At 55.3% G+C, this 22680-nt stretch carries 18 protein-coding genes; 3 read left to right on the top strand and 15 right to left on the bottom strand.

Translation table 11 applies throughout. From position 1 onward, the window contains the following. Position 1: 1 nt before the first annotated feature. From fcl to N037_RS19560, 11 genes are all read right to left on the bottom strand, one after another. Positions 2–967, bottom strand: a complete 966-nt coding sequence (gene fcl / locus N037_RS19510; RefSeq protein WP_032642824.1) for a GDP-L-fucose synthase — start codon at positions 965–967, stop codon at positions 2–4. Positions 968–969: 2 nt separating this feature from the next. Continuing rightward, positions 970–2091: a GDP-mannose 4,6-dehydratase gene (gene gmd, locus N037_RS19515; protein ID WP_014884502.1), complete on the bottom strand. Its 1122-nt coding sequence runs from the start codon at positions 2089–2091 to the stop codon at positions 970–972. 24 nt (positions 2092–2115) lie between these two features. Beyond that, positions 2116–2664 carry a colanic acid biosynthesis acetyltransferase WcaF gene (gene wcaF, locus N037_RS19520; protein ID WP_023336272.1) on the bottom strand — a complete coding sequence of 183 codons (549 nt, stop codon included), beginning with the start codon at positions 2662–2664 and terminating at the stop codon, positions 2116–2118. Between the two features lie 15 nt (positions 2665–2679). Continuing rightward, positions 2680–3426, bottom strand: coding sequence for a colanic acid biosynthesis glycosyltransferase WcaE (gene wcaE, locus N037_RS19525; RefSeq protein WP_032642825.1), 747 nt, complete (start codon positions 3424–3426; stop codon positions 2680–2682). Positions 3427–3442: 16 nt separating this feature from the next. Next, positions 3443–4663, bottom strand: a complete 1221-nt coding sequence (gene wcaD / locus N037_RS19530; RefSeq protein ID WP_032642826.1) for a colanic acid polymerase WcaD — start codon at positions 4661–4663, stop codon at positions 3443–3445. Continuing rightward, on the bottom strand, positions 4638–5855 hold the full coding sequence (gene wcaC, locus N037_RS19535) for a colanic acid biosynthesis glycosyltransferase WcaC (protein WP_032642827.1): 1218 nt from the start codon (positions 5853–5855) through the stop codon (positions 4638–4640). The genes wcaD and wcaC overlap by 26 nt, the downstream gene beginning before the upstream one ends. Further along, a complete protein-coding gene (wcaB, locus tag N037_RS19540; RefSeq protein WP_032642828.1) occupies positions 5852–6343 on the bottom strand; it encodes a colanic acid biosynthesis acetyltransferase WcaB in 492 nt (163 codons plus the stop codon). Before wcaB ends, wcaC begins: the two co-directional genes overlap by 4 nt. Then, entirely contained in the window at positions 6343–7185 is an 843-nt protein-coding gene (gene wcaA / locus N037_RS19545) for a colanic acid biosynthesis glycosyltransferase WcaA (RefSeq protein WP_023312403.1), read from the bottom strand. Before wcaA ends, wcaB begins: the two co-directional genes overlap by 1 nt. 144 nt (positions 7186–7329) lie before the next feature. After that, entirely contained in the window at positions 7330–9492 is a 2163-nt protein-coding gene (gene wzc, locus N037_RS19550; RefSeq protein ID WP_032642829.1) for a tyrosine-protein kinase Wzc, read from the bottom strand. A gap of 2 nt (positions 9493–9494) precedes the next feature. Beyond that, complete coding sequence (gene wzb, locus N037_RS19555) at positions 9495–9938, bottom strand: low molecular weight protein-tyrosine-phosphatase Wzb (protein ID WP_023312405.1); 444 nt, start codon at positions 9936–9938, stop codon at positions 9495–9497. 6 nt (positions 9939–9944) lie between these two features. After that, on the bottom strand, positions 9945–11081 hold the full coding sequence (locus N037_RS19560; protein ID WP_023336278.1) for a polysaccharide export protein: 1137 nt from the start codon (positions 11079–11081) through the stop codon (positions 9945–9947). A 692-nt stretch (positions 11082–11773) separates the two neighbouring features. Between N037_RS19560 and N037_RS19565 the strand changes: the two genes are divergently transcribed. Next, a complete protein-coding gene (locus tag N037_RS19565; protein ID WP_032642830.1) occupies positions 11774–13357 on the top strand; it encodes a TerC family protein in 1584 nt (527 codons plus the stop codon). Positions 13358–13484: 127 nt separating this feature from the next. Here N037_RS19565 and asmA read toward each other — a convergent pair whose 3' ends face one another. The 3 genes from asmA to udk all read right to left on the bottom strand — a co-directional run bounded on the left by asmA (position 13485) and on the right by udk (position 16675). After that, a complete protein-coding gene (gene asmA, locus N037_RS19570; RefSeq protein WP_032642831.1) occupies positions 13485–15338 on the bottom strand; it encodes an outer membrane assembly protein AsmA in 1854 nt (617 codons plus the stop codon). A gap of 22 nt (positions 15339–15360) precedes the next feature. After that, positions 15361–15942, bottom strand: coding sequence for a dCTP deaminase (dcd, locus tag N037_RS19575; protein ID WP_023312408.1), 582 nt, complete (start codon positions 15940–15942; stop codon positions 15361–15363). Positions 15943–16033: 91 nt separating this feature from the next. Continuing rightward, entirely contained in the window at positions 16034–16675 is a 642-nt protein-coding gene (udk, locus tag N037_RS19580) for a uridine kinase (RefSeq protein WP_008500855.1), read from the bottom strand. 343 nt (positions 16676–17018) lie between these two features. Here udk and N037_RS19585 point away from each other — a divergent pair, with 343 nt between their 5' ends. Beyond that, a complete protein-coding gene (locus N037_RS19585) occupies positions 17019–20348 on the top strand; it encodes a diguanylate cyclase (RefSeq protein WP_032642832.1) in 3330 nt (1109 codons plus the stop codon). Here N037_RS19585 and alkA read toward each other — a convergent pair. After that, positions 20313–21185 (bottom strand): DNA-3-methyladenine glycosylase 2, encoded by an 873-nt coding sequence (gene alkA, locus N037_RS19590; protein WP_032642834.1) that lies wholly within the window; start codon positions 21183–21185, stop codon positions 20313–20315. The genes N037_RS19585 and alkA overlap by 36 nt on opposite strands. Before the next feature lie 130 nt (positions 21186–21315). On the opposite strand from alkA, the gene yegD reads away from it, so the two are divergent. After that, entirely contained in the window at positions 21316–22668 is a 1353-nt protein-coding gene (yegD, locus tag N037_RS19595; protein ID WP_023336284.1) for a molecular chaperone, read from the top strand. Positions 22669–22680: the final 12 nt, after the last annotated feature.

Raw genomic sequence — 22680 nt, forward strand, 5'->3', positions numbered from 1 at the left:
GTTACCCCCGGAAGCGGTGCTGGTTTTCCAGGAACCACTGGTAGGTACTGGCCAGCCCCTGCTCCAGTGACACCTCGTGATACCAGCCCAGCTGATGCAGACGGGTCACGTCCAGCAGCTTGCGCGGCGTGCCGTCCGGTTTCGTGGCGTCAAACACCACGCGGCCTTTGTAGCCCACTACCTGCGCGATGGTTTGCGCCAGCTCGCGAATGGTGCAGTCCACGCCGGTACCCACGTTGATGTGCGACAGCATCGGCTCGGTGTTCTCCTGCCATACCTCGCGATCCAGCTCCATCACGTGAATGCTGGCGGCAGCCATGTCGTCCACGTGCAGGAACTCGCGCATCGGCGTACCGCTGCCCCACACCACCACGTCCGGCGCGTTCTCGGCGGTCGCCTCGTGGAAGCGACGCAGCAGCGCCGGGATCACGTGCGAGTTGCTCGGGTGGAAGTTGTCGTGCGGTCCGTACAGGTTGGTCGGCATCACCGAACGATAGTCGCGGTTGTACTGACGGTTGTAGGACTCGCACAGCTTGATCCCGGCAATCTTGGCAATCGCGTACGGCTCGTTGGTGGCCTCAAGCGTGCCCTGCAGCAGCTCGCTTTCGGCGATCGGCTGTTTCGCCATTTTCGGGTAAATACAGGACGATCCGAGGAACAGCAGCTTATTCACGTTGTGCAGATGCGCCGCGTGAATGATGTTGCTCTCGATCATCATGTTTTCGTAGATGAAATCCGCCGGGTAAGTGTTGTTAGCGACAATGCCGCCCACCTTCGCCGCCGCCAGATACACCTGGTCAATGCGTTCGTTAGCAAAGAAGTCCTGTACCGCACGGCTGTCGAGCAGGTTCAGCTCGTCTCGCGAACGGACGACCACTTCGACGTCACCGCGCTGTTCCAGCTGGCGAACAATCGCGGAACCCACCATTCCGCGATGACCGGCGACAAAAATACGTTGTTTTGTCATTCTCAGGACTCCAGCGCGATGGCAACCTCGTAGCCATGAGATTTGAGCAGAGAGTGTTTTTTCGCTGCTTCAAGATCTTTGGCTACCATCTCGGAAACCATCTCCTGCAGAGTGATTTCTGGTTTCCAGCCCAGCTTCTCGTGCGCTTTGGTTGGGTCGCCCAGAAGGGTTTCCACTTCCGCAGGACGGAAGTAGCGCGGGTCAACCTGCACAATGACATCGCCTGGCTTCACGCCCGGCGCGTCGTGGCCGGTCACAGAAACAACGATACCTTTCTCTTCCACACCGGTGCCTTCGAAGCGCAGTTTGATGCCCAACTGTGCCGCCGCCATTTCAACAAACTGACGCACGGAGTACTGCACGCCGGTCGCAATCACGAAGTCTTCTGGCTGTTCCTGCTGCAGCATCATCCACTGCATTTTCACGTAGTCTTTGGCATGGCCCCAGTCACGCAGGGAATCCATGTTGCCGAGGTGCAGGCAAGACTCCAGACCCTGCGCGATGTTGGCGATAGCGCGAGTGATTTTGCGGGTTACGAAGGTTTCGCCGCGACGTGGAGATTCGTGGTTGAACAGAATGCCGTTACAGGCGTACATGCCGTAGGATTCACGGTAGTTCACGGTGATCCAGTAGGCGTACAGTTTTGCTACCGCATACGGAGAGCGCGGGTAGAACGGCGTGGTCTCTTTCTGCGGGATTTCCTGTACCAGACCGTACAGCTCGGAGGTGGATGCCTGGTAGAAGCGGGTTTTCTTCTCAAGGCCGAGGAAGCGGATAGCTTCCAGCAAACGCAGGGTACCCATGGCATCAACGTCAGCGGTGTATTCCGGGGACTCGAAGGAGACCGCTACGTGGCTCATCGCGCCCAGGTTGTAGACTTCATCCGGCTGTACTTCCTGCAGGATACGGGTCAGGTTGGAGGTATCGGTCAGGTCGCCGTAGTGCAGGTGGAATTTCGGGTTCGCCGCGTGAGGATCCTGATAGATATGATCCACACGTTCGGTGTTGAAAGAAGATGCACGACGTTTAATACCGTGAACTTCATACCCTTTTTCCAGCAGGAACTCTGCCAGGTAAGAACCATCCTGCCCGGTAACGCCGGTGATGAGAGCGACTTTAGACATGTTTATATTCCTCTACTTATGAATTTAATCAGTTTCAACGCGTTCGCGTATCACCACTGCGGGGTTGCCACGGCAAACTTTATTTGCCGGTAGCGATTTAAAAACGCTGCTGCGGGCACCGACTACCGTGCCATCGCCAACAGAAACACCCGGTGCAACAAAAACATCCGTTGCCAGCCAGCATTTTTCACCGATCGCAATAGGCGAAGCGGTAATATCAAAATGCTGGCTCATAAAGTCGTGGCTGCCGGTGCACAAATAACATTTCTGTGAAACCACCGAATTTGCGCCAATCGTAATTTCGCCCAGGGTATATAACACCGCGTCATCCCCGACCCATGCGTAATCCCCCAGCGTTAATTTCCACGGATAGGTAATTTTCACAGAAGGTCGGATGACTACGTTTTTTCCGATTTTTGCGCCAAACAGGCGCAATAAAAAAGCACGCCAGCGGTACAGTATTTGCGGCGACCAGGCAAATAATGTTGCCTGAACGGCCCACCACAGCTGTACTTTAATACCGTTCCCGCCCCGAAAGCCTTTCGGCACGGAGAAACCTTTTAAATCCTGCATTGCATTTCCTTATATTCAGGCTTTGTTATATAAGGTTTTCGTTTTGCCTGTGGTACGCAGGCGTAATAAATAAGACAATTCCGCCCAGAACCCCGGCACGCGTAATATTTTACGCTGTACATTTTTGGCGTCCTGGCACAGTTCCAGATTATTAGACGTTGACACGCCGCCCATTGAGAATTCAGATACCAGCCCTTTAATTCGACGGAACGGGTAACCTGATTTATACAGGCTGGCTGCCAGCGCATAATCGGAAGACACTTTATACTGCAAATCGTAAGGCTGTTTTTTCAGACCATTTACCGGGAAGAAAATGGCCTGATGGCTGGCCGGTAAGCTGTGGTAGATATACCAGCCTGGCTTCGCGCTGCGGCATACTTTATGTCCGTCGCCAAAATCAAGCAGCGCATCGCCAATATACATAGCGTCCTCTTTCTGGCGAACCAGCTGACGGGCAAACAGCGTCACGTCATCATGGAAAATATCGCCCGAATTCAGGAAGATGGCATAACGGCCTTGCGCCATGCTGATGCCTTTATTCATCGCATCATAGATGCCTTTATCTCTCTCGCTGATGTAGCGTAAGTTGAACTCACCGTTGAGTTTTTCCAGAAACTCCGCCGTGCCATCGTTCGAGCCGCCGTCGACCACAATCCACTCAAAGGTGAGGCTTGGATCGCGCGCCAGGTTGCGCAGCGAGCGCCAGGTTTTTACCACCCCTTCGTAATTACGAAAAGCGACAGTAATGACGCTAAGAAACATAAATCACCTCATTTCGTCATACGTTCGTAATATTAAGCGCCTTGCGCAGAATAAACGGACAGACAATCAAGAAAGCATATTCCGGGCTAAATATTGACCCGGTAAAAAACAGCGACACCGGAGTAAACAGATAAAGCTGAACGCGAAAGTTTTGGTTATCACCAAACGCGTTAATCATCATTTTGAAAACTTTAAACAGATACCACAGGGTCAACAGTACGGCGAACCACGAAAAATAAATAATTAACAGATACAGACCATTGTCTATGGTTTTACCGACATCCGCACCGTTAAAGATTCCGAATGATGCAACATATTCGTAAAGTGAGCCGAATCTTACTACCCCATCAATATGGGTTAAGGAATAACCCACCATCACCAGCGGCCCTATGATGCGATAATAGGACGAAGACCCTTCCGTTCCCAAATCACCCAGACGTTCTGAGATGTACGGGAAGGCAAATATCACGCCTACCATAAATACCGTCAGGGAGATAATCGCCAGCGGCAGTTTTTTCTTAATCGCATCTTTGTTCAGGTACTGGAACGCCCACTCCAGCAGGTAAAACAGGATAAATGTCATTACCCCTGAGAACGATCCAGACAGAACAATTCCTGCAAGAATCATAGCATCGGTCTTAGGGGTTTTGATACCAAACTGTTTGATGCTGAGCCAAATTGAGATTAACGCCAGAGCGAAAAACGCCGGTTCAAAATAGAGGGCTGTAGTACGCTTCCCGCCAAACTTGATGAAGTTCAATACATAGCTGTTACTGTAAATGAGATATTTCGAAATTATCTCCATCAGGCTGCTGCCGCCGGTGAGAATAATTTGCGCCATCTCCAGCGCGGCAAGCATAACAATTAGCGCAACGGCAATATAAAAGAACCTAAGGATTTTCCGATAATTGTGCGGAGAAATAGTTTTAAACCGAATACTCCAGACCATACCGATAATAATGACAATATAAACAAACAGCATGGTCGACGTGACGTATTTACTGGCATCCAGCGACTGGCCAAAGATGTAGTTAAACAGCGTCAGGCCCGAGCCCAACCCTAAGGCTATCATCAGCTTCTTCAGGTTGATTTTATCGACATACAGCAGAAGCAGAACGGGCAAGAAGGTCACGATGGTTATCGGGAAGCTTTCGCCGAGCTGGGCAATTTTGACGTTGACCAGCAGGTAGATCAGCGGCAGCAGCAGATAACTACAGATTCTGATAGAACGAGACATATTCCTCCAGCATCTGTTGTCCACTGTAGGCCTTGCGGCTGCGCTTGCGGAACGATTCCAGGTCAGTGCCAAAAACGCTCTCAGCAATCTGCGCCTTCGGCAGCTGTACCAGAGGCAGAACCTCCTGCTCCGCAAAGGTTTTCCCGCCGGATTTCTCCAGCACTTCACGCGCCGCATCGCTGTGGGTGGCGATCACCGGCACGCCGATAGAGAGCGCTTCACAGAGGATCAGCGGGTAGTTATCCACGCGGGAACTGAACACCAGAGCGTCCATTTCATTCAGCGCGCTCATCAGCTTGCGCTTGTCGGTTTCAAATCCGTGGTTTACCACGTTGGCCCCTTCGAACGGTGAAAACTTGCCGAAGGTATGAAGCTCAATTTTGTCACCCAGCGCCATCATGTCGCGCACCAGCTGCTGGTTGGTTTTACCGTCGTAACGCAGGTCATGCGCAACGATAGCGATTTTTGGTTTGCCCGCGGTTTCCGCCACCGGGGTCAGATCGGCAAGAATGGCTTCCGTCGCCACGTCGATGCCGTTGTTGATAATCTGACAGCGCCCTACCCCGTACAGGCTGTTGAAGGCATCGGCCACGTGCTGGCTCGGGGAGATAAACGTACAGCCGAGCGAGAGCATGTCGCGGAACAGCTGACGCTTTCCGGCGACCAGCTGATGCGCGCGATCCACCTTCACCGGCGGGTAATTGCTTAACGTCGGGCACTTCTGGCAGTTATCTTTCCAGCCTTCGCAGCCGTCGGTAAACGCGCAGCGGCCGGTCACGCTCCAGTGATCGTGCAGCGTCCAGACAAAGCGGGTGTCGGGCTTGTGGGCCTGCACCTTCTGGCAAAACGCCACCACCTCTTCCAGATTCAGCCAGTAGCTGTGCAGCACGTGAAAATGCAGCACAACCGGGCCCGTGGTGCGGGTAACCGTGCGGTAAAGATTGTTCAGGTTGCCAAACAGATCGCGGTTAAACAGGCGGAACAGCGCAATGTTGGCAATCGAGGTCAGACGCGGCGTGTGCTTGTGCACCTGCGGGAAGTTATCGTGGCTGACGCTTTTCTTGCCGCCTTTGCCGTAGCCGTAAATAAAACGAGACTGAAGTCCTTTTTGCAGCGCGCGCTGGTGCAGATCCAGGGCCACGCCTGCCGCTCCGCCTTCTGCGAGGCGTACGTTAAATTGCAGAATGTTCATTTAATCACCTTCACGCGGGCCTTTTCTCCCACCACCAGCGCGTTATCCGGAATGCTGTCCAGCACCACGCTGCCAGCACCAATCGTGACGTTATTACCAATCGTAATGTCACCAACGATCACCACGTTCGCGCCCAGCTCGACGTTATTGCCGATGACCGGGCAGGCCAGGCTGTCAGGCCCGCGGTTGCCAATGGTGACCGCATGACGAATGGTGAAATCATCCCCGGCGACCACAAACTTGTTGATCACCACCGCATAGCCGTGATGGATGGTAAAGCGGCGGCCAATGGTGGCAGCGGCCTGAATTTCATAGCCAAAAAAGCATTCGGTGATGATGCGGTACAGCACCAGCACGGGTGCCGCCCAGATATTGTTCAGCACATTTTTCTTACGCCACACCGAGCAAAAGTGCGCGATGCGGTACGCCAGAACCATGCAGCACGGACGCAGGCTCCAGCTGTTAGCGCGGCAATCTTCCAGAAACATTATTTCCCCCGGAGTCCATCAGCCAGGCGCTTGCCGTTACGCACGGACAGCAGCGTCAGCAGCGTGCGCCAGTTCATGCGCTTATTGCGGATCTGATAGAGGGTAAAGAGCTGATATTTACGGCTGGCGCGGTCAAACTTGTCCTTGTGCTTGCGGTAAAAATGGAAGTAGCCGGAGAACTTCTTCGGCGAGGAGGTGATTTGCATCTCCCCGTGGTTGATGTGCAGGATCTGCGTGGCCTCTTCCACTTTCCACGGCTCGCCGTATTCCACCACCATGCGCAGGAAGATATCGTAATCCTGCGCGGCCTTGAGTTCGGTATCGAACAGGCACTCTTTGAATCGCCACGCCCAGGTGAAGACCTGGTTACCAATAATGTTGCGCTTGTAGAACAGGCGGCGAGAGTACGGTGATTTCGGATACAGCGGCAGACTTGCGGGCTGCGAATAAACCTCGCCCTGGCAGACATAGTCGTTGGCGTACAGGAAAGCGTGCGTGACCAGCTGCTCTTTATGCGACAGGAAGATAGACAGGCGGTTCGGCGTCCATTCGTCATCGTCGTCGATCCCGGTCAGATACTGCCCTTTGGCCTGCATAATCGCCTGGTTACGCACCGCACAAGCGCCGGAGTTAATGGCGTTATGCGTATAGACCACCCGCGGGTCGTTGAGGTCAGTCACAAACTTTTGCAGCTGTTCATACGAGGAAGAGCAGTCATCAACGATAATCAGCTCCCAGTTATCGTAATCCTGTCGCAGGACGGATTTGATTGCGCGGATCGCCAGCTGCTGACGATTCCATGTCGGCATATAGATTGAAACTAAAGGGCGTTGTGTGGTCATTTTTTCCCCTCACCCCGGCCCTCTCCCCAAAGGGGAGAGGGTGAAAGGCAGCCAGTGGTTATCATTACGTTCATCCCCCAAATCCAGCACCGAACAGTCCCCTCTCCCCTTTGGGGAGAGGGTCAGGGTGAGGGGTGTGTTTTTTTATTTACTGTCAGATTTATATTCGTACTCGTAATAGCCGTAATCCTGGTACCCGGTGGCCCGGCGGAAGATGGAGTTCAGGATCACCCCTTTCACCTCAATGCCGTTCTGCTCGAAGCGGCTCAGGCTGGTTTCCACCTCTTTCAGGGTGTTCACCGCGTAACGCGCCACCATCAGCGTGGTGCCAGCGTGGCGACCAACAACGGCGGCGTCGGTCACGGCCAGAATCGGCGGCGTATCGATCAGCACCAGGTCGTAGTTTTTGCTCGCCCACTCCACCAGCTCGGTGAAGCGTTCGCTCATCAGCAGCTCGGACGGGTTAGGCGGCACCTGACCGCGTGGGATCAGGTCAAATTTCGGCACCGTCGTAGGTTTCGCGCTCTGGCTGATTTCCCCTTTGCCGAGCAGGATTTCTGACAGACCGTTAACGTTGTTGGTGCCCAGCAGCTCGTGGGTGTAGCCCTTGCGCATATCGCAGTCGATCAGCAGCACGCGCTTGTTGGTCTGGCTGACCACCGCCGCCAGGTTGGCGCAGACGAAGGTTTTACCGATGGACGGACTGACGCCGGTTAACATCAGGACGTTGTTTTTGGCCTGCATCATGGCGAAGTGCAGACTGGTACGCAGGCTACGGATCGCTTCGATAGCGAGGTCGGTCGGGTTACCCACCGCCAGAAGCTGGCTCTGTTTGTAACGCTTGACGCCCTTGATGGTTTTGACGCTGTCACGGGATTTTTGCCACTCGGACAGCGGAATGCTGGCATAGACGTTGATACCGCTCTCTTCCAGCGCCTGCGGGCTTTCGATACCGCGGTTAAACAGCGAACGCAGCAGCACGCCCACGATGGAGAGCATCAGGCCGAGAATAATGCTGCCGAGAATAATCAGCGCTTTCTTCGGCTTCAGTACGCCAGGCTGGGTAATGGCCGGGTCGACGATGCGCACGTCACCAACGGTACTGGCTTCGGTGATTTTCAGCTCCTGCTGCTTGTTCAGCAGCTGCATGTAAACCTGCTGTCCGGATTCCACGTCGCGGGTCAGACGCACGATCTCCTGCTGCGTTTTCGGCATCGCGGTCACGCGGTCATTGAGCTTCGCCTTCTCTTCTTCCAGCGTGCGGCGTTTCTCCAGCAGCGTACGGTAGGCCGGGTGACGTTTGGTATAAAGCTTGGAAATTTCCGCCTCTTTGAAGGTCAGCTCGTTGAGCTGCGCGTCAATGTTGACCATCGAATCAAGGACCGATTTCGCCTCCAGCGGCAGGTCAACGGAGTCTTTATCCTGACGATAGGCGTTCAGCTTGTTCTCAGCGTCATCCAGATGGGCGCGCACTTCCGGGAGCTGTTTCGCGAGGAAGGCCAGGCTTTTCGCCGCTTCCGCCGACTTACGCTCAACGTTCTGCTCAAGATAGTTGCGGGTAATGCTGTTCAGGATGTCGCGGATTTGATCCTTATCTTCACCGGTAAAGGTCATGCTCAGCACGCCGGTGTCCTTACCGTTTTCGGTGACGGTCAGGTTGTTTTGCAGATTGTTGATCATCCCCAGCGTGGAGAATTTGGTGACGGTGAATTCACCGCCCTCCTGAGCGTTGATGGCGCTGACCATCATGCTGACGCCGTCTTTGGTCAGCATCTGCCCCACTTCGCCGCGCGCGCTAAAGCCCGCATCGCTGGTCAGTTGATACTGTTTCGGGCCAAGCACCTTCAGGGTAAATGTTTGATCCCCCGCCCCTTTCGGCAGCACAAAGTCAGTAACCTTTACGGTGTCATTGCTGCGCCCCATCAGACGATCCCAGCCGGCACCAAAGACTGGGAAGGTATTTTTGGTGACGGAGATATCGAGCCCGAGATCGTGAACCGTTTTACCCAGCACCAGACGTGACTGAATAAGCTGAATTTCAGCGTCGGATGCCGGCGGTTTGTTTGCCAGCGCGGAACCAATGTCCTGCACCAGCGAGTTGCCGGTATTCTGCTCGATCTGCACCAGCGCGTCGGCGCTGTAGATCGGGGTGGCGAACAGCGTGTAGACGACGGCCGCCGCGGCAAACACGGCGGTAATGCCCAGCACCCACCACTTTGCCTCTACAACAGTGCCGACCAGGCGCCCAATATCAATTTCATCACTGCCCGAAGTCGGGGCGGCAGAAGGTCTTGTTTTTTCTGTCATTGTTATCCCTGCTGAACTTTCAGTGCCTGCGCCCACTGTTGGGCAGACTGGTCAAGTAAGGTGTAAACCGCCTCAAAGGCCTCATGGCTTTTGCGATACGGATCGGGGATTTCACGTTCATTGTCCCAGTGACCAAACAGCATCACCTTGCCGCGCATCTCCGGAGCGATATCGCACAGCGCATGAATATGGCGTTTTTCCATCGTCAGGATCAGGTCATACTCACGGCACATGCGACCAGTGACCTGGCGTGCCACGTGGCCATCGAGAGAAAGGTGATGATCCCGCGCCACGCTCGTCGCGCGCTCATCGGCGCCTTTACCGACCAGTGCACCCAGCCCTGCCGAATCAACGGTCAGTTCAGGCTGGTAGTGTTTCAACAACCGTTCAGCCGTAGGGGAACGGCAGATGTTCCCCACGCATACCACCAGAATTTTGTTAAACATCGCGGATTACCAGGTATGAATGTCGCGCGCCGTATCCGTCATGTAGCGAACGCCACTGATGGTTGGCAGCAACTGGTTGATCAGACGGTTCCAGCGGGCAACCGGCGCGGTGGTGACATACACCACATCGTATGGCTGGAGACGGAACTCCGTTGCCATCACCAGAGAGGTCGCATCGGACATATCCAGCTGGTAGATGTTGGCAATCTTGCCTTTTGTACCCTCGCCTTTCAGCGGACGGATAACGAAGATACCGCTGGCGTTCGACGAGGTCAGGTCGATGCCTTCCGCATTGCCCAGCGCTTCGGTCAGGGTCATACCGCTGAAGTCCATTTTGAGGGTGCTCTGTTTCTTCACTTCACCCATCACGAACACTTTCAGATCGTCGTTGCGCGGCACGTAGAGAATGTCGCCCGGATAGAGCAGGCGGTTCTGGGTCAGATCGCCGTTTTGCATCAGCGCCTGCAGCGAAATGCGCTGCTCCTTCCCGTTGTGGGTCAGCACCACGTTGCGCCAGTCGGCACCGTCGGTTAACCCTCCCGCGGCGTTAATGGCATCCAGTACGGTCAAAGGAACGTTGGTGATGGCCTGCTGACCGGATTTGTTCACCTGGCCGGAGATATAGGCTTTTTGCGAGCGGAATGCGGCGATATTAACGTCCACCTGCGGATCGGCGATGTACTGCGCTAAGCGGCCGGTAATATCACTACGGATCTCGGCAAGCGTTTTCCCTGCAACATGAACTTTACCAATGTAGGGATAGAACATGGTGCCATCTGACTGCACCCAGTTACCGGTGTCGCTTGAGCTGCGGTACTGGCCCGCTGGCGTCGTCAGTTCAGGGTGGTCCCAGACGGTCACGTTGATCACGTCACCCGGCCCCACGCGGTACTGGTAGGAGGCAATTTCCTGGTCCAGCGACATATTCGGCTGGGCAACATTTGGGCGTGGGCGTAATTGTTCGACCAGACGTGGCGTAAGTGGATAAACATTCACCATTTTGTCGAGATCAAAATCGGCATCCTGTTGTTTGATCACATCCTTACCCATTGTTGACATATTGCTGCCGGGAAAGACCGTGCAACCACTCATCAAGGTCACAGACACCAATAATGGCATCAATTTCATTTTGGATTTCATCATTGATTATTTATCACTTTGGCAGAGTAATTATCCTGTGCAATTTAAATAAGCTCGCGTCGTATTGGGTTTCAGCATGCAGTTAATCAAATAGAAATATAACTGGCATCAGTCCTAAAAAAAGCTTATTCATCCATTGGCTATTGACAGAATAATCGAGGCTGATTCACACGCTTTCAGGCACGCTACCGCCCTTGGCTTTCAGTTACCAATCCACTGACTAAACAATGTGTTATGGATAGACACCCTCTTGAGCAAGGTCTTCAGGAAATATATCAGTCGCTTGAGAAACCTGACGGATAATGAATAACCTTCCCTGAAGACCGAACAATAATAGCAACACCGAGATTTAACATTTGATGCTGGGAGAATTGTTGCAGCTAACCTAATAGCAGGCAAGGAGACAACTGTCCTAATATCGGTTTTTAAGATTAATATTAAGAGCAAATTTTTGACCTTTTAGGATTTTCTTTATATTGACAAAAAGAAACTAAAAACCATTAACTGCGATATATCCTAAAGTGCCCTCTTTGTAATTAAATATACGTATTTCGCTTATTTACACCCTGTTGAGATTGCTCTCTCTTTTAACCGTCGTATTAAGAGAAATCTCAGCCTGGCATTGCAATTTCCCCCAGCTTTATCCATGATCGAAGTGTGACATTCGTCATATAACAGAAGGTATTGCTATTACTATGGAATGGATTGCCGATCCCTCAATCTGGGCCGGGCTGGTTACGCTGGTCGTCATCGAGTTAGTGCTCGGGATTGATAATCTGGTCTTTATCGCCATCCTCGCTGAAAAACTGCCCCCTTCCCAGCGCGACCGCGCGCGCGTGACGGGCCTGCTGCTGGCGATGGTGATGCGCTTACTGCTGCTGGCCTCTATCTCCTGGCTGGTGACGCTCACTCAGCCTCTGTTCTCCATTCACGGTCTACGTTTTAGCGCCCGCGATCTCATCATGCTCTTCGGCGGGTTGTTCCTGCTGTTCAAAGCCACGGTGGAGCTCAATGAGCGGCTGGAGGGCAAAGACAGCGAGAACCCAACCCAGCGCCGCGGAGCAAGATTCTGGCCTGTCGTGGCGCAAATCGTGGTGCTGGATGCGGTCTTCTCCCTCGACTCGGTGATCACCGCCGTCGGGATGGTGGACCACCTTGCGGTGATGATGGCGGCGGTGATTATTGCCATCACGCTGATGATGATGGCCAGCAAGGCACTGACCCGCTTTGTGAACAGTCACCCGACCATCGTGATACTCTGTCTGAGCTTCCTGCTGATGATTGGCTTTAGCCTGGTAGCCGACGGTTTTGGCTTCCATATTCCGAAAGGCTACCTGTACGCCGCCATCGGCTTCTCTGTCATGATTGAAGCGCTTAACCAGCTGGCGATATTTAACCGCCGCCGCTTCCTGTCCGCGAATCAGACCCTGCGCCAGCGCACGGCCGACACGGTTATGCGCCTGTTAAGCGGTAAGAAAGAGGATGCGGAGCTGGACGCAGAATCCTCCGCCATGCTGGCCGATCACAGCGACGGGCAGATCTTTGACCCGCAGGAACGACGGATGATCGAGCGAGTACTCAATCTGAATCAGCGAACGGTCAGCAGCATCATGACCTCACGGCATGACATTGAGCATATCGACCTGACGGCCCCGGAAGAGCACATTCGCGCCCTGCTGGATAAAAACCAGCATACCCGCGTGGTGGTGACCGGCGGTGAAGAGGAAGAGGAGCTGCTGGGCGTGGTGCACGTTATTGACCTGCTCCAGCAGCAGCTGCACGGCGAGGCGCTCAATCTGCGCGCCCTGGTACGCCAGCCGTTGGTTTTCCCGGAGGGGCTACCGCTGCTTTCCGCCCTTGAGCAATTCCGCAACGCCCGCACCCACTTTGCCTTTGTGGTGGATGAGTTTGGTTCGGTGGAAGGGCTGGTCACGCTCAGCGACGTAATGGAAACCATCGCCGGTAATCTGCCAAACGAGGTGGATGAGATTGACGCTCGCCATGACATTCAGAAAAACGCAGACGGTTCGTGGACGGCTAACGGCCATATGCCGCTTGAAGACCTGGTACAATTTGTGCCGCTGCCGCTGGATGAAAAACGGGAATATCACACTATTGCCGGTCTGCTGATGGAGTATTTGCAGCGTATCCCACAGCCGGGAGAAGCGGTTCAGGTGGGCGACTATCTGCTCAAAACGCTGCAGATTGAAAACCATCGCGTGCAGAAGGTTCAGCTCATTCCGCTGCGGGATGAAGAAGAACTGGATTTTGAGGTGTAAAAAAGCCGGGTGGCGCTGCGCTTACCCGGCCTACGACGTCAGATTTTTGTTGGCCGCCCACCCGGCACAACGGCGTCAGGCTTTTGTAGGCCGGGTAAGGCGAAGCCGCCACCCGGCACAGCAGGCATCAAAGCTTATCCAGCAGCTTCTTCACATCCTTGCCGTCCTGTGAATCTTTATTACGATCCGCCCAGCCGCTAAGCCGACGTTTCGCTTCATCCTGCAGATGCTTACGCAGGATCTGATCCACCTGCAGACTATAATTCAGGGCCTGCCATTTGCCATATACGGTCAGCGGGACCGGCGTCTCCTTCAGGAAGTCGATGAGCTTGCTCTCCCCCTGCCAGCCGGAAAGTACCCGCACGTTGAAGCGCGTGTCCGCCGTCTCTTTCGCCAGATCCAGCTTACCTTCACCGGTTATTGATAACAGTGAAGAGGTGCCCTGCATTCCGTCGAGAGAGAGCTGGCCGTTGTCCAGCGTCAGGTCCGCGGTGAAGCTGTCGAGGCGCGTGGCGCTGTCGTAGTTATCCTGAGCTTTCACATCGCTGCTGCGCTCAACCGCCTGCTGCACCAGCTGCTGGAAGTTAAGCCCTTCCATGCGGGAGTTTTTCAAATCAAGATGCGCCTGCCCCTGCCACTCGCGGCGGAAAGCATCGGCATCAATTTTCGTACCTGAGAAGTCACCCGCAAGCGTCAACTGCCCCGTCAGGGCAATCGGATAGTTAAACGCTTTCAGGATGGTGCCTATCTCAACGTTATCGAGACGCGGCTGGAATGCGGCGCTGGCAACGTCTTTACGGACATCCAGCGTGCCGGGCAGCGAGATGTTCCCTGAGCCCATCTTACCGCTCAGTTCGGAGATCACCAGCAAACCGTTATGGTTAAACATCTGGCTGCTCACGTCGGTGAAATCAATACCGCGCCAGCGCAGGCTATTGGCTTTCAGCAGAATATCCGCCGTGAATCCGCGCAGGGCGTTATAGTCAGGTTGGTCAAGATTAGACGAGATAACCGGCCGTGATACTACCGTTGCCTGGCTTTGCCCCGTCTGCGTGGCATCGCTGTCCGTGGCGCTGGCTGGCAGCGGTGGCAGCAGGTTTTCCAGATTGAGCTTGTCAAACTGCAGATCCAGTACCCACTTCGGCTTCTCTTCGAGCGTGACGCTCGCCTGCCCCTTCAGACTACTGTCATTTGCCTGCAGGTTGAGATTATCCAGCTCCAGCTGCTTTTGCTCTTCGCGCCAGACGGCCTGAAGCGTTCCCTGCCCGGTGATCCCCTGAGTGGGGAGATCGGCTCCCGTCAGCTGCCAGTCCAGCTGCTGGATGTCAGCCGTAAGCCGATGTGGATAGTCTGAGGCGTTGACGCTGGCATTCAGCGACAGGGTCAAATCGCGCTGATCGCGATTCACGCGTCCGCTAAACTCCACCGACGCAAGATGGTGAGCATCCTGTTCCATCTGCAGGTTAATGTTGCGAACAGTCACCTGTTCTGCATGCTCATGCTGGAAAACCAGCACGCTATCGGCGACTTTCAGTTTGCCAATATCAAATGACCAGCCTGTATCAGACGGTTCATCAGGCAGGGTATTTTCGCGCGGCGCAACCGGGGCATTCGCATCTCGCACGGCTTCGGTTTGCGGGGTGAGCTGAATCACCGCACCTTTCAGCATCACCTGCGTAACCTGCAGCTGATGGGAAATGAGCGGGATCAGTGCCACATCAAGGCGCATGTTGTCTGCGGACACCAGCGGCTGGGATGCCCCCGGCGCCGTAAGCGACATGCGGCCAGAGAGAATGCTGAGCTGTGGCCAGACGTGCCAGCGCAGCGGCCCGTCAAGCTTCAGTTGATAACCACTGCGTGCTTCGACCTGCCGCACCATGTAAGCGCGGAAATCGTTGGGGTTAACCAGCAGAACCAACGCCGAAAGGCCGGCCACCAGCACCACCAGCAAAATCATCAGCGTTGTCAGAACTCTTCTCATGGCATCCTCAATGGACTAACGATCAGTCTTTATCAATACGGCTGGCAACCGCGCCCTGCTGGTCGCGATATTTTGCGTCCTGCCGACGGTTATAAGGACGATCTGCCGGGCCTGACAGCGGTTCAAAGCTCAACGCGCCGATCATCATGCCCGGACGCAGCGCCAGCGGCAATTTACCGGCATTGAAGAACTCCAGCACGATACGCCCCGACCAGCCTGGATCGATACGGTGCGCGGTTACGTGCACCATCAGCCCCAGTCGCGCCAGCGAAGAACGACCATCAAGCCAGCCGACCAGGTCAGGAGGCAGGGTGACGGATTCAAACGTCACCGCGAGGGCCAGTTCACCTGGATGCAGATAAAAAGCTTCGCCCTCGTCGATAACGATTTCGTCACTCATCACGCGATCGAGCGCGGCGCTGACTTCGTCCTTCGGCCCGCTAAGGTCAATGAACGGTGCAGTATGACCGCTAAAGGTGCGGAATTTATTGCCTAACCGTACATCAACGGTCACACCATTGATACGCTCAACAGGTGGACGTGGGGTAATAGACAAACGGCCTTCATCCAGCCAGGCTTCTATATCGCGATCGCAAAGACGCACGGCACTTTCTCCTTTCATGCATCGTACCCTGAGGCGGTAAGCGCTCAGGGTAAAACCAGGTTATCTCTGAACGGTACACAATTCACGCGGCTTATTCAAAAAACTGGCTGATTTTCGCTTTTAAGATATCAATAGCAATGCGATTTTTACCTCCGCGCGGCACGATGATATCGGCGTATTGTTTGGAGGGTTCAATAAACTGCAGGAACATCGGGCGGACCGTTTTCTGGTATTGCGCCATGACGGAGTCCATCGAACGGCCGCGTTCATTCACGTCACGCTTGATGCGGCGCATCAGGCAGATATCCAGCGGGGTATCAACGAAAATCGAGAAGTTCATGGATTCACGCAGGCGAGCGTCGGTCAGCAGCAGGATGCCTTCGAGGATAATGACCTTTTTCGGCTCGATGCGGATGGTTTCCTGGGTGCGGGTGTGTTCTACGTAACTGTAAACGGGCAGTTCGATCGCCTGGCCGCTCTTAAGCGCTTCTAAATGCTGGAACAACAAGCTGTGATCCATCGCATTAGGGTGGTCATAGTTGGTTTTGACGCGTTCTTCCATCGACAGATGGGATTGATCTTTGTAATAGCTGTCTTCGGGAATGACGCCGATATGCTCATCACCTACTTGTTCACGCAGTTCGCGATAAAGCGTACTGGCAATTAGACTTTTACCTGAAGCCGATGCGCCGGCGATGCCTATAATGACGCACTGATGAGACTTATCAGTCATAAATTTAGCGACCTGATTAACCTGGATGTTAAGGAAGGACGACGCCGGAGCGTCAAACGCGGCAATTATAGGGATTTCGCGGGCGTGATACCAGTCGAATGCACAGGTTCTGCGAGACTGGCCGAAAAGTGGCGCTTTATTCCCTGAGTGAAATTTAAATGAACGTTTTTTCAGCGTTTACGCGCGTTTTTTCACGTAGCCTCTATTTAATAAGACTGCGGTGTCAAATTCTGAGCGGTCACCATATGAATTGTAAATTGTTTGTACTAGCATAAACCAAATTATCAAATTCACGCGTTCGGACATCTTCCCTGACGGCATGGCGTCTCTGGATAAAGCGGTAATGAATAAACAATACCAGCGGGTTTTGGTTACCACCCCACATCCTTTAATACGACTTGTCTGTCTGGGCCTGGTCACCTTTATCTTTACCTTATTTTCGCTGGAGCTCACCCGGTTCGGTACCCTGCTGGCCCCGCTCTGGTTCCCCACCGCGATTATGATGGTGGCGTTTTACCGCCATGCAGGAAAAATGTGGCCGGGCATTGCGCTGGCCTGCACGTTCGGTAACATTCTGGCTTCGTGGATGTTGTTTTCATGGGGGTCGGTCAGCCTCATCTACCCTTCTGTCAACGTGATCGAGGCCGCTATCGGCGCGCTGTTACTGCGCAGATTGCTCCCGTGGTACAACCCGCTGCAGAACCTGAATGACTGGATCCGCGTAGCCATCGGCAGCGCGCTGGTCCCCCCACTGGTGGGTGGTCTTCTGGTGACTCTGCTGGCGCCCGGCCCTGAGCCGCTACGTAATTTCTTCGTTTGGGTGCTATCAGAAGCCATCGGCGCGCTGGCGGTGGTGCCATTGGGACTGCTGTTTAAACCGCATTATCTGCTCCGCCACCGTGACCCGCGATTGCTGCTGGAAACGCTGACTACGCTAGCCGTGACGCTGGCCCTCAGCTGGGCAGCCATCACCTGGCTGCCGTGGCCTTTTACCTGCGTTATCGTTTTGCTTATGTGGAGCGCGGTACGCTTGCCCAGGATGGAAGCGTTCATGGTGTTTCTGGTCACCGTGATGGTTGTGTCGCTGATGATTGCCCGAAACCCTGCAGCACTGACTACCCAGCACGTCGGCACGATGCTTAACGCTCCCTGGCTGCCGTTCCTGATGCTGCTCCTGCCGGCCAACGTGATGACCATGGTGATGTATGCCTTCCGCGCCGAGCGCAAACACATCACCGAAAGCGAGGAGCGTTTCCGCAATGCGATGGAGTATTCCGCTATTGGTATGGCGCTGGTCAGCATTGAGGGGAAATGGCTTCAGGCTAACAAGGCGCTGTGCAATTTCCTGGGTTACAGCCAGGCGGAGCTTCAGTCACTGACTTTCCAGCAGCTCACCTGGCCGGAAGATCTGCACACCGACCTGGAACAGCTCGACCAGCTGGTCAACGGCGACATCAATACCTACACCCTTGAGAAGCGCTATTACACTCGCGACGGAGAAGTGGTCTGGGCGCTGCTTGCCGTCTCCGTCGTGCGTCATGCCGACGGCTCGCCGCTCTACTTTATCGCCCAGATTGAAGACATTAATGACCTGAAGCACACCGAGTGGGTCAATAAGCGCCTGATGGAGCGCATTACGCTCGCCAACGAAGCCGGCGGCATTGGCATCTGGGAGTGGGATCTGGAGCCAGACATTATCAGCTGGGACAAGCGGATGTTCGAGCTGTATGAAATCCCGCCGCACATCAAGCCTACCTGGCAGCTCTGGCATGACACGATGCTGCCGGAAGATCGTGCCCACGCTGAGAAGGTCCTGCGGGACTCGCTGATTTCCCGCCTGCCGTTTAAGCTGGAATTCCGCATCCGCGTGAAGGAAGGCGTGCGCCATATTCGCTCCCTGGCGAACCGGGTGCTCAATAAGCAGGGTGAAGTCGAACGGCTGCTCGGCATCAACATGGATATGACCGAGGTTAAGCTGCTCAACGAGGCCCTTTTCCAGGAAAAAGAGCGTCTGCACATCACCCTCGACTCCATCGGTGAAGCGGTGCTGTGCACCGATATCAACATGAACGTCACCTTTATGAACCCGGTGGCCGAGAAAATGAGCGGCTGGCTGCAGACCGAGGCTATCGGCCAGCCGGTTCTGAAGGTGTTGCATATCACCTTTGGTGAAAAAGGGCCGCTGATGGAGAATATTCACAGCGGCGATATGTCCCGTTCTGATATCGATCAGGACGTGGTGCTGAACTGCCGTACCGGCGGAAGCTTCGATATTCATTACAGCATTACGCCGCTCAGCACGCTTGACGGGCAGAGTATTGGCTCGGTTATCGTAATCCAGGACGTGACCGAGTCGCGCAAAATGCTGCGTCAGCTGAGCTACAGCGCCTCCCACGATGCGCTGACCCATCTCGCCAACCGGGTCAGCTTCGAAAACCATCTCAAACGTCTCCTGCAGACCGTTCGCGAAACCCGCCAGCGTCACGCCCTGGTCTTTATCGATCTCGATCGCTTTAAGGCCGTCAACGATACGGCGGGCCATGCCGCCGGCGATGCGCTGCTCAGGGAACTCTCTTCCTTAATGCTGACCATGCTGCGCTCCAGCGACGTGCTGGCACGCCTGGGCGGGGACGAGTTCGGGTTACTGTTGCCGGACTGCAATATTGAAAGCGCACGCTATATCGCCAGTCGCCTGATCCAGACGATCAATGACTATCACTTTATGTGGGAAGGTCGCCTGCACCGGATCGGCGCCAGCGCAGGTATCACGCTGATTGATGAAAATAACCATCAGGCGTCGGAAATCATGTCCCAGGCAGATATTGCCTGTTACGCCTCGAAAAACAGCGGGCGCGGTATGGTGACGGTTTACGAGCCCCAGCAGGAGCGGGATCACAGCACGCGCAGCATGATGTCGCTTGATGAACAGTGGCACATGATTAAAGACAATCATCTGATGATGATTGCCCGCAGCGTGGCCTCCCCGCGCATTCCTGAAAGCAGTAATTTCTGGCTGATTTCGTTACGCCTGTGGACCAGCCAGGGCGAAGTCCAGGAAGAGCACGCCTTCCGCTCGGGCCTGGCGGAGCCTGAGCTTTTGCACGCTCTCGACAGACGTATCTTTAGCGAGTTTTTCCGTACCTATGCCGCTCAGATCGCCAGTAAAGGCATGGGGGTGGCGCTGCCGCTTTCTGAGGCCGGTTTAGCCAGCGTAACGCTGGTTGATGAACTTCTCGATCTACTGGATAAAAGCCCGATGCCGGGCCGTCTGCTGCATCTGGTTATCTCTGCCGACGTGGTGTGCAGCCCGGATAAGAACCTGCATCGGGGTCTGCAAAAGCTCCGCCAGGCGGGCTGCCGCGTGATCTTCAGCCAGGTGGGACGCGATATGAACGTCTTTACCCACCTAACCGCGAACATGGCCGACTATCTGATGCTGGATGCGGAGGTGGTAACCAACGTGTACGGCAATCTGATGGATGAGATGATGGTGACCATTGTTCAGGGCCACGCCCAGCGTCTGGGAATGAAAACCATCGCGGGCCCCTGCAACCAGCCCATCATGATGGATACGCTCTCCGGCATCGGCATTGATTTTATCTATGGTGATACCATCGCCGAGCCGCAGCCGCTGGATCTATTGCTCAACACCAGCTATTTCGCCATCAACTGACGGCGCCCAGCCGTCGGTATACCAGATATGCAGCAGCGCGTAAGAGCGCCACGGCTGCCAGCGCTCGGCATAACGACGAATTTGCGCGGGCGTCATCCCGGCAAAGCGCTGCTTAATCAGATAATCATCCGGCAGAAAGACATCTTTCGCCTGCCAGCCGCGCAGGGCCAGGTAGTTTGCCGTCCAGCACCCTATTCCCGGCCGCTGCTGTAGCGCTTTCATCCCGGCCTCAATATCCGCGGGCGGGAAAAGCGGAAACGTCCCGTCGATGACCGACTGTGCCAGGTGAATTAACGACTCCGCCCGCTTTACCGGCATGCCTAACGCTTTCAGCGCCAGCGGGTCCGCTGCCGCCAGCGCTTGCGGGGTGGGGAAACAGAGATAGCCCGGACGATCCGCCACCGGTTCGCCACACAGCGCCACCACGCGCGACGTCAGTTTCGCCGCCATCGCCACGCTCACCAGCTGCCCGAGGATCGCCCGGACGCCCTGCTCGTAGGCATCCATCGCCCCCGGCAACCGCAAGCCCGGCCGGGCTGCACCGAGATCGCCCAGCGTCTCCGCGACGTGCTGCGGGTTGCAGGCGAGATCGAACAGGCGTTCGATGCGTTCAAGGCACGTCTGCGCAACCGGGATTAACCCCGAACTGAGCGTCACGACCAGCGTATGGGCGGCAGTATCCGGCGTGACGCGAAAGACACCCCGATGGCCATCGCAGGCGAAACTGCGCTCATAGTAGTCGCTCGTGACGGTTTCAATACCCATGACCGCACGCGCGCCAAGAAAGCTAAACATCCACTGCCAGTCGTAAGGGGGTTGCCAGTTCAGGGTGTACATCGTCTCTCCTTTTGGGTTCTCCACAGCATAAACGGAAAGGTCCTGTTTTGCCTTGCTTTCATATTCCTGTTGTCGCCATGCAGACATTTCGTTAAAGTCTCGCCCCTTCTCACTGGCATGGGGATTCATCGTGTTTATTGGATTTGACTACGGTACGGCAAACTGCTCGGTTGCGATTATGCAAAACGGACAGCCAGAGCTCCTGAAAATGGAAAAAGAGAGTACGCTGCTGCCGTCAATGCTCTGCGCGCCGACGCGTGAAGCGGTGAGCGAATGGCTGTTCCGCCATCATCAGGTTCCGGCCACGGCGGCGGAGACCCAGGCGCTGCTGCGCCGGGCGGTCAGCTTTAACCGCGAGGAAGATATCGACGTTACGCCGTCCAGCGTGCAGTTCGGGCTCTCATCGCTCGGGCACTATATTGAAGATCCTGAAGAGGTCTACTTCGTTAAGTCGCCAAAATCCTTTCTCGGCGCCAGCGGCCTGAAGCCACAGCAGGTGGCGATGTTCGAAGACCTGGTGTGCGCGATGATGCTGCACATCCGCAACCAGGCGCAGACGCAGGTCTCCGACGCGATTACCCAGGCGGTGATTGGCCGTCCGATCAACTTCCAGGGGCTGGGCGGCGACGAGGCCAACCAGCAGGCGCAGGGGATCCTTGAACGCGCGGCGCACCGCGCAGGCTTCCGCGACGTGGTGTTCCAGTACGAGCCGGTTGCGGCGGGGCTGGACTTTGAAGCCACGCTGTCGGAAGAGAAGCGCGTGTTAGTCGTGGATATCGGCGGTGGCACGACGGACTGCTCGCTGCTGCTGATGGGCCCCCAGTGGCATAACCGTCGCGATCGTGAAAATAGCCTGCTGGGGCACAGCGGCTGCCGCGTAGGCGGGAACGATCTTGACATCGCCCTGGCATTCAAGAGCCTGATGCCGCTGCTGGGCATGGGCGGTCAGACGGAAAAAGGCATCGCCCTGCCGATCCTGCCGTGGTGGAACGCGATTGCCATCAACGACGTGCCTGCGCAGAGTGATTTTTACAGCACCGCAAACGGCCGCTTCCTTAACGATCTGGTGCGTGACGCGCAGGACGCCGAAAAAGTCGCCCTGCTGTATAAAGTGTGGCGTCAGCGCCTGAGCTACCGCGTGGTGCGTACGGCTGAAGAGAGCAAAATTGCCCTTTCCGACCGGGCTGAGCATGCGGTCTCCTTGCCGTTTATCAGCGACGATCTGGCCACCGCAATTTCGCAGGACGGGCTGGAGACGGCGCTCGCGCAGCCGCTGCAGCGTATTCTGGAGCAGGTACAGCTGGCGCTGGAGAACGGCAACGAGAAGCCGGACGTGATTTATCTGACGGGGGGAAGCGCCCGTTCACCGCTGATCAAGAAAGCGCTGGCGGAACAGCTGCCGGGCATTCCGATTGCAGGTGGGGATGACTTTGGCTCCGTCACCGCAGGCCTGGCACGCTGGGCGCAGGTGATGTTCAGTTAAAACTACGCTCGC

Source organism: Enterobacter sp. EGD-HP1, assembly GCF_000733275.2.
Classification (GTDB): Bacteria; Pseudomonadota; Gammaproteobacteria; order Enterobacterales; family Enterobacteriaceae; genus Enterobacter.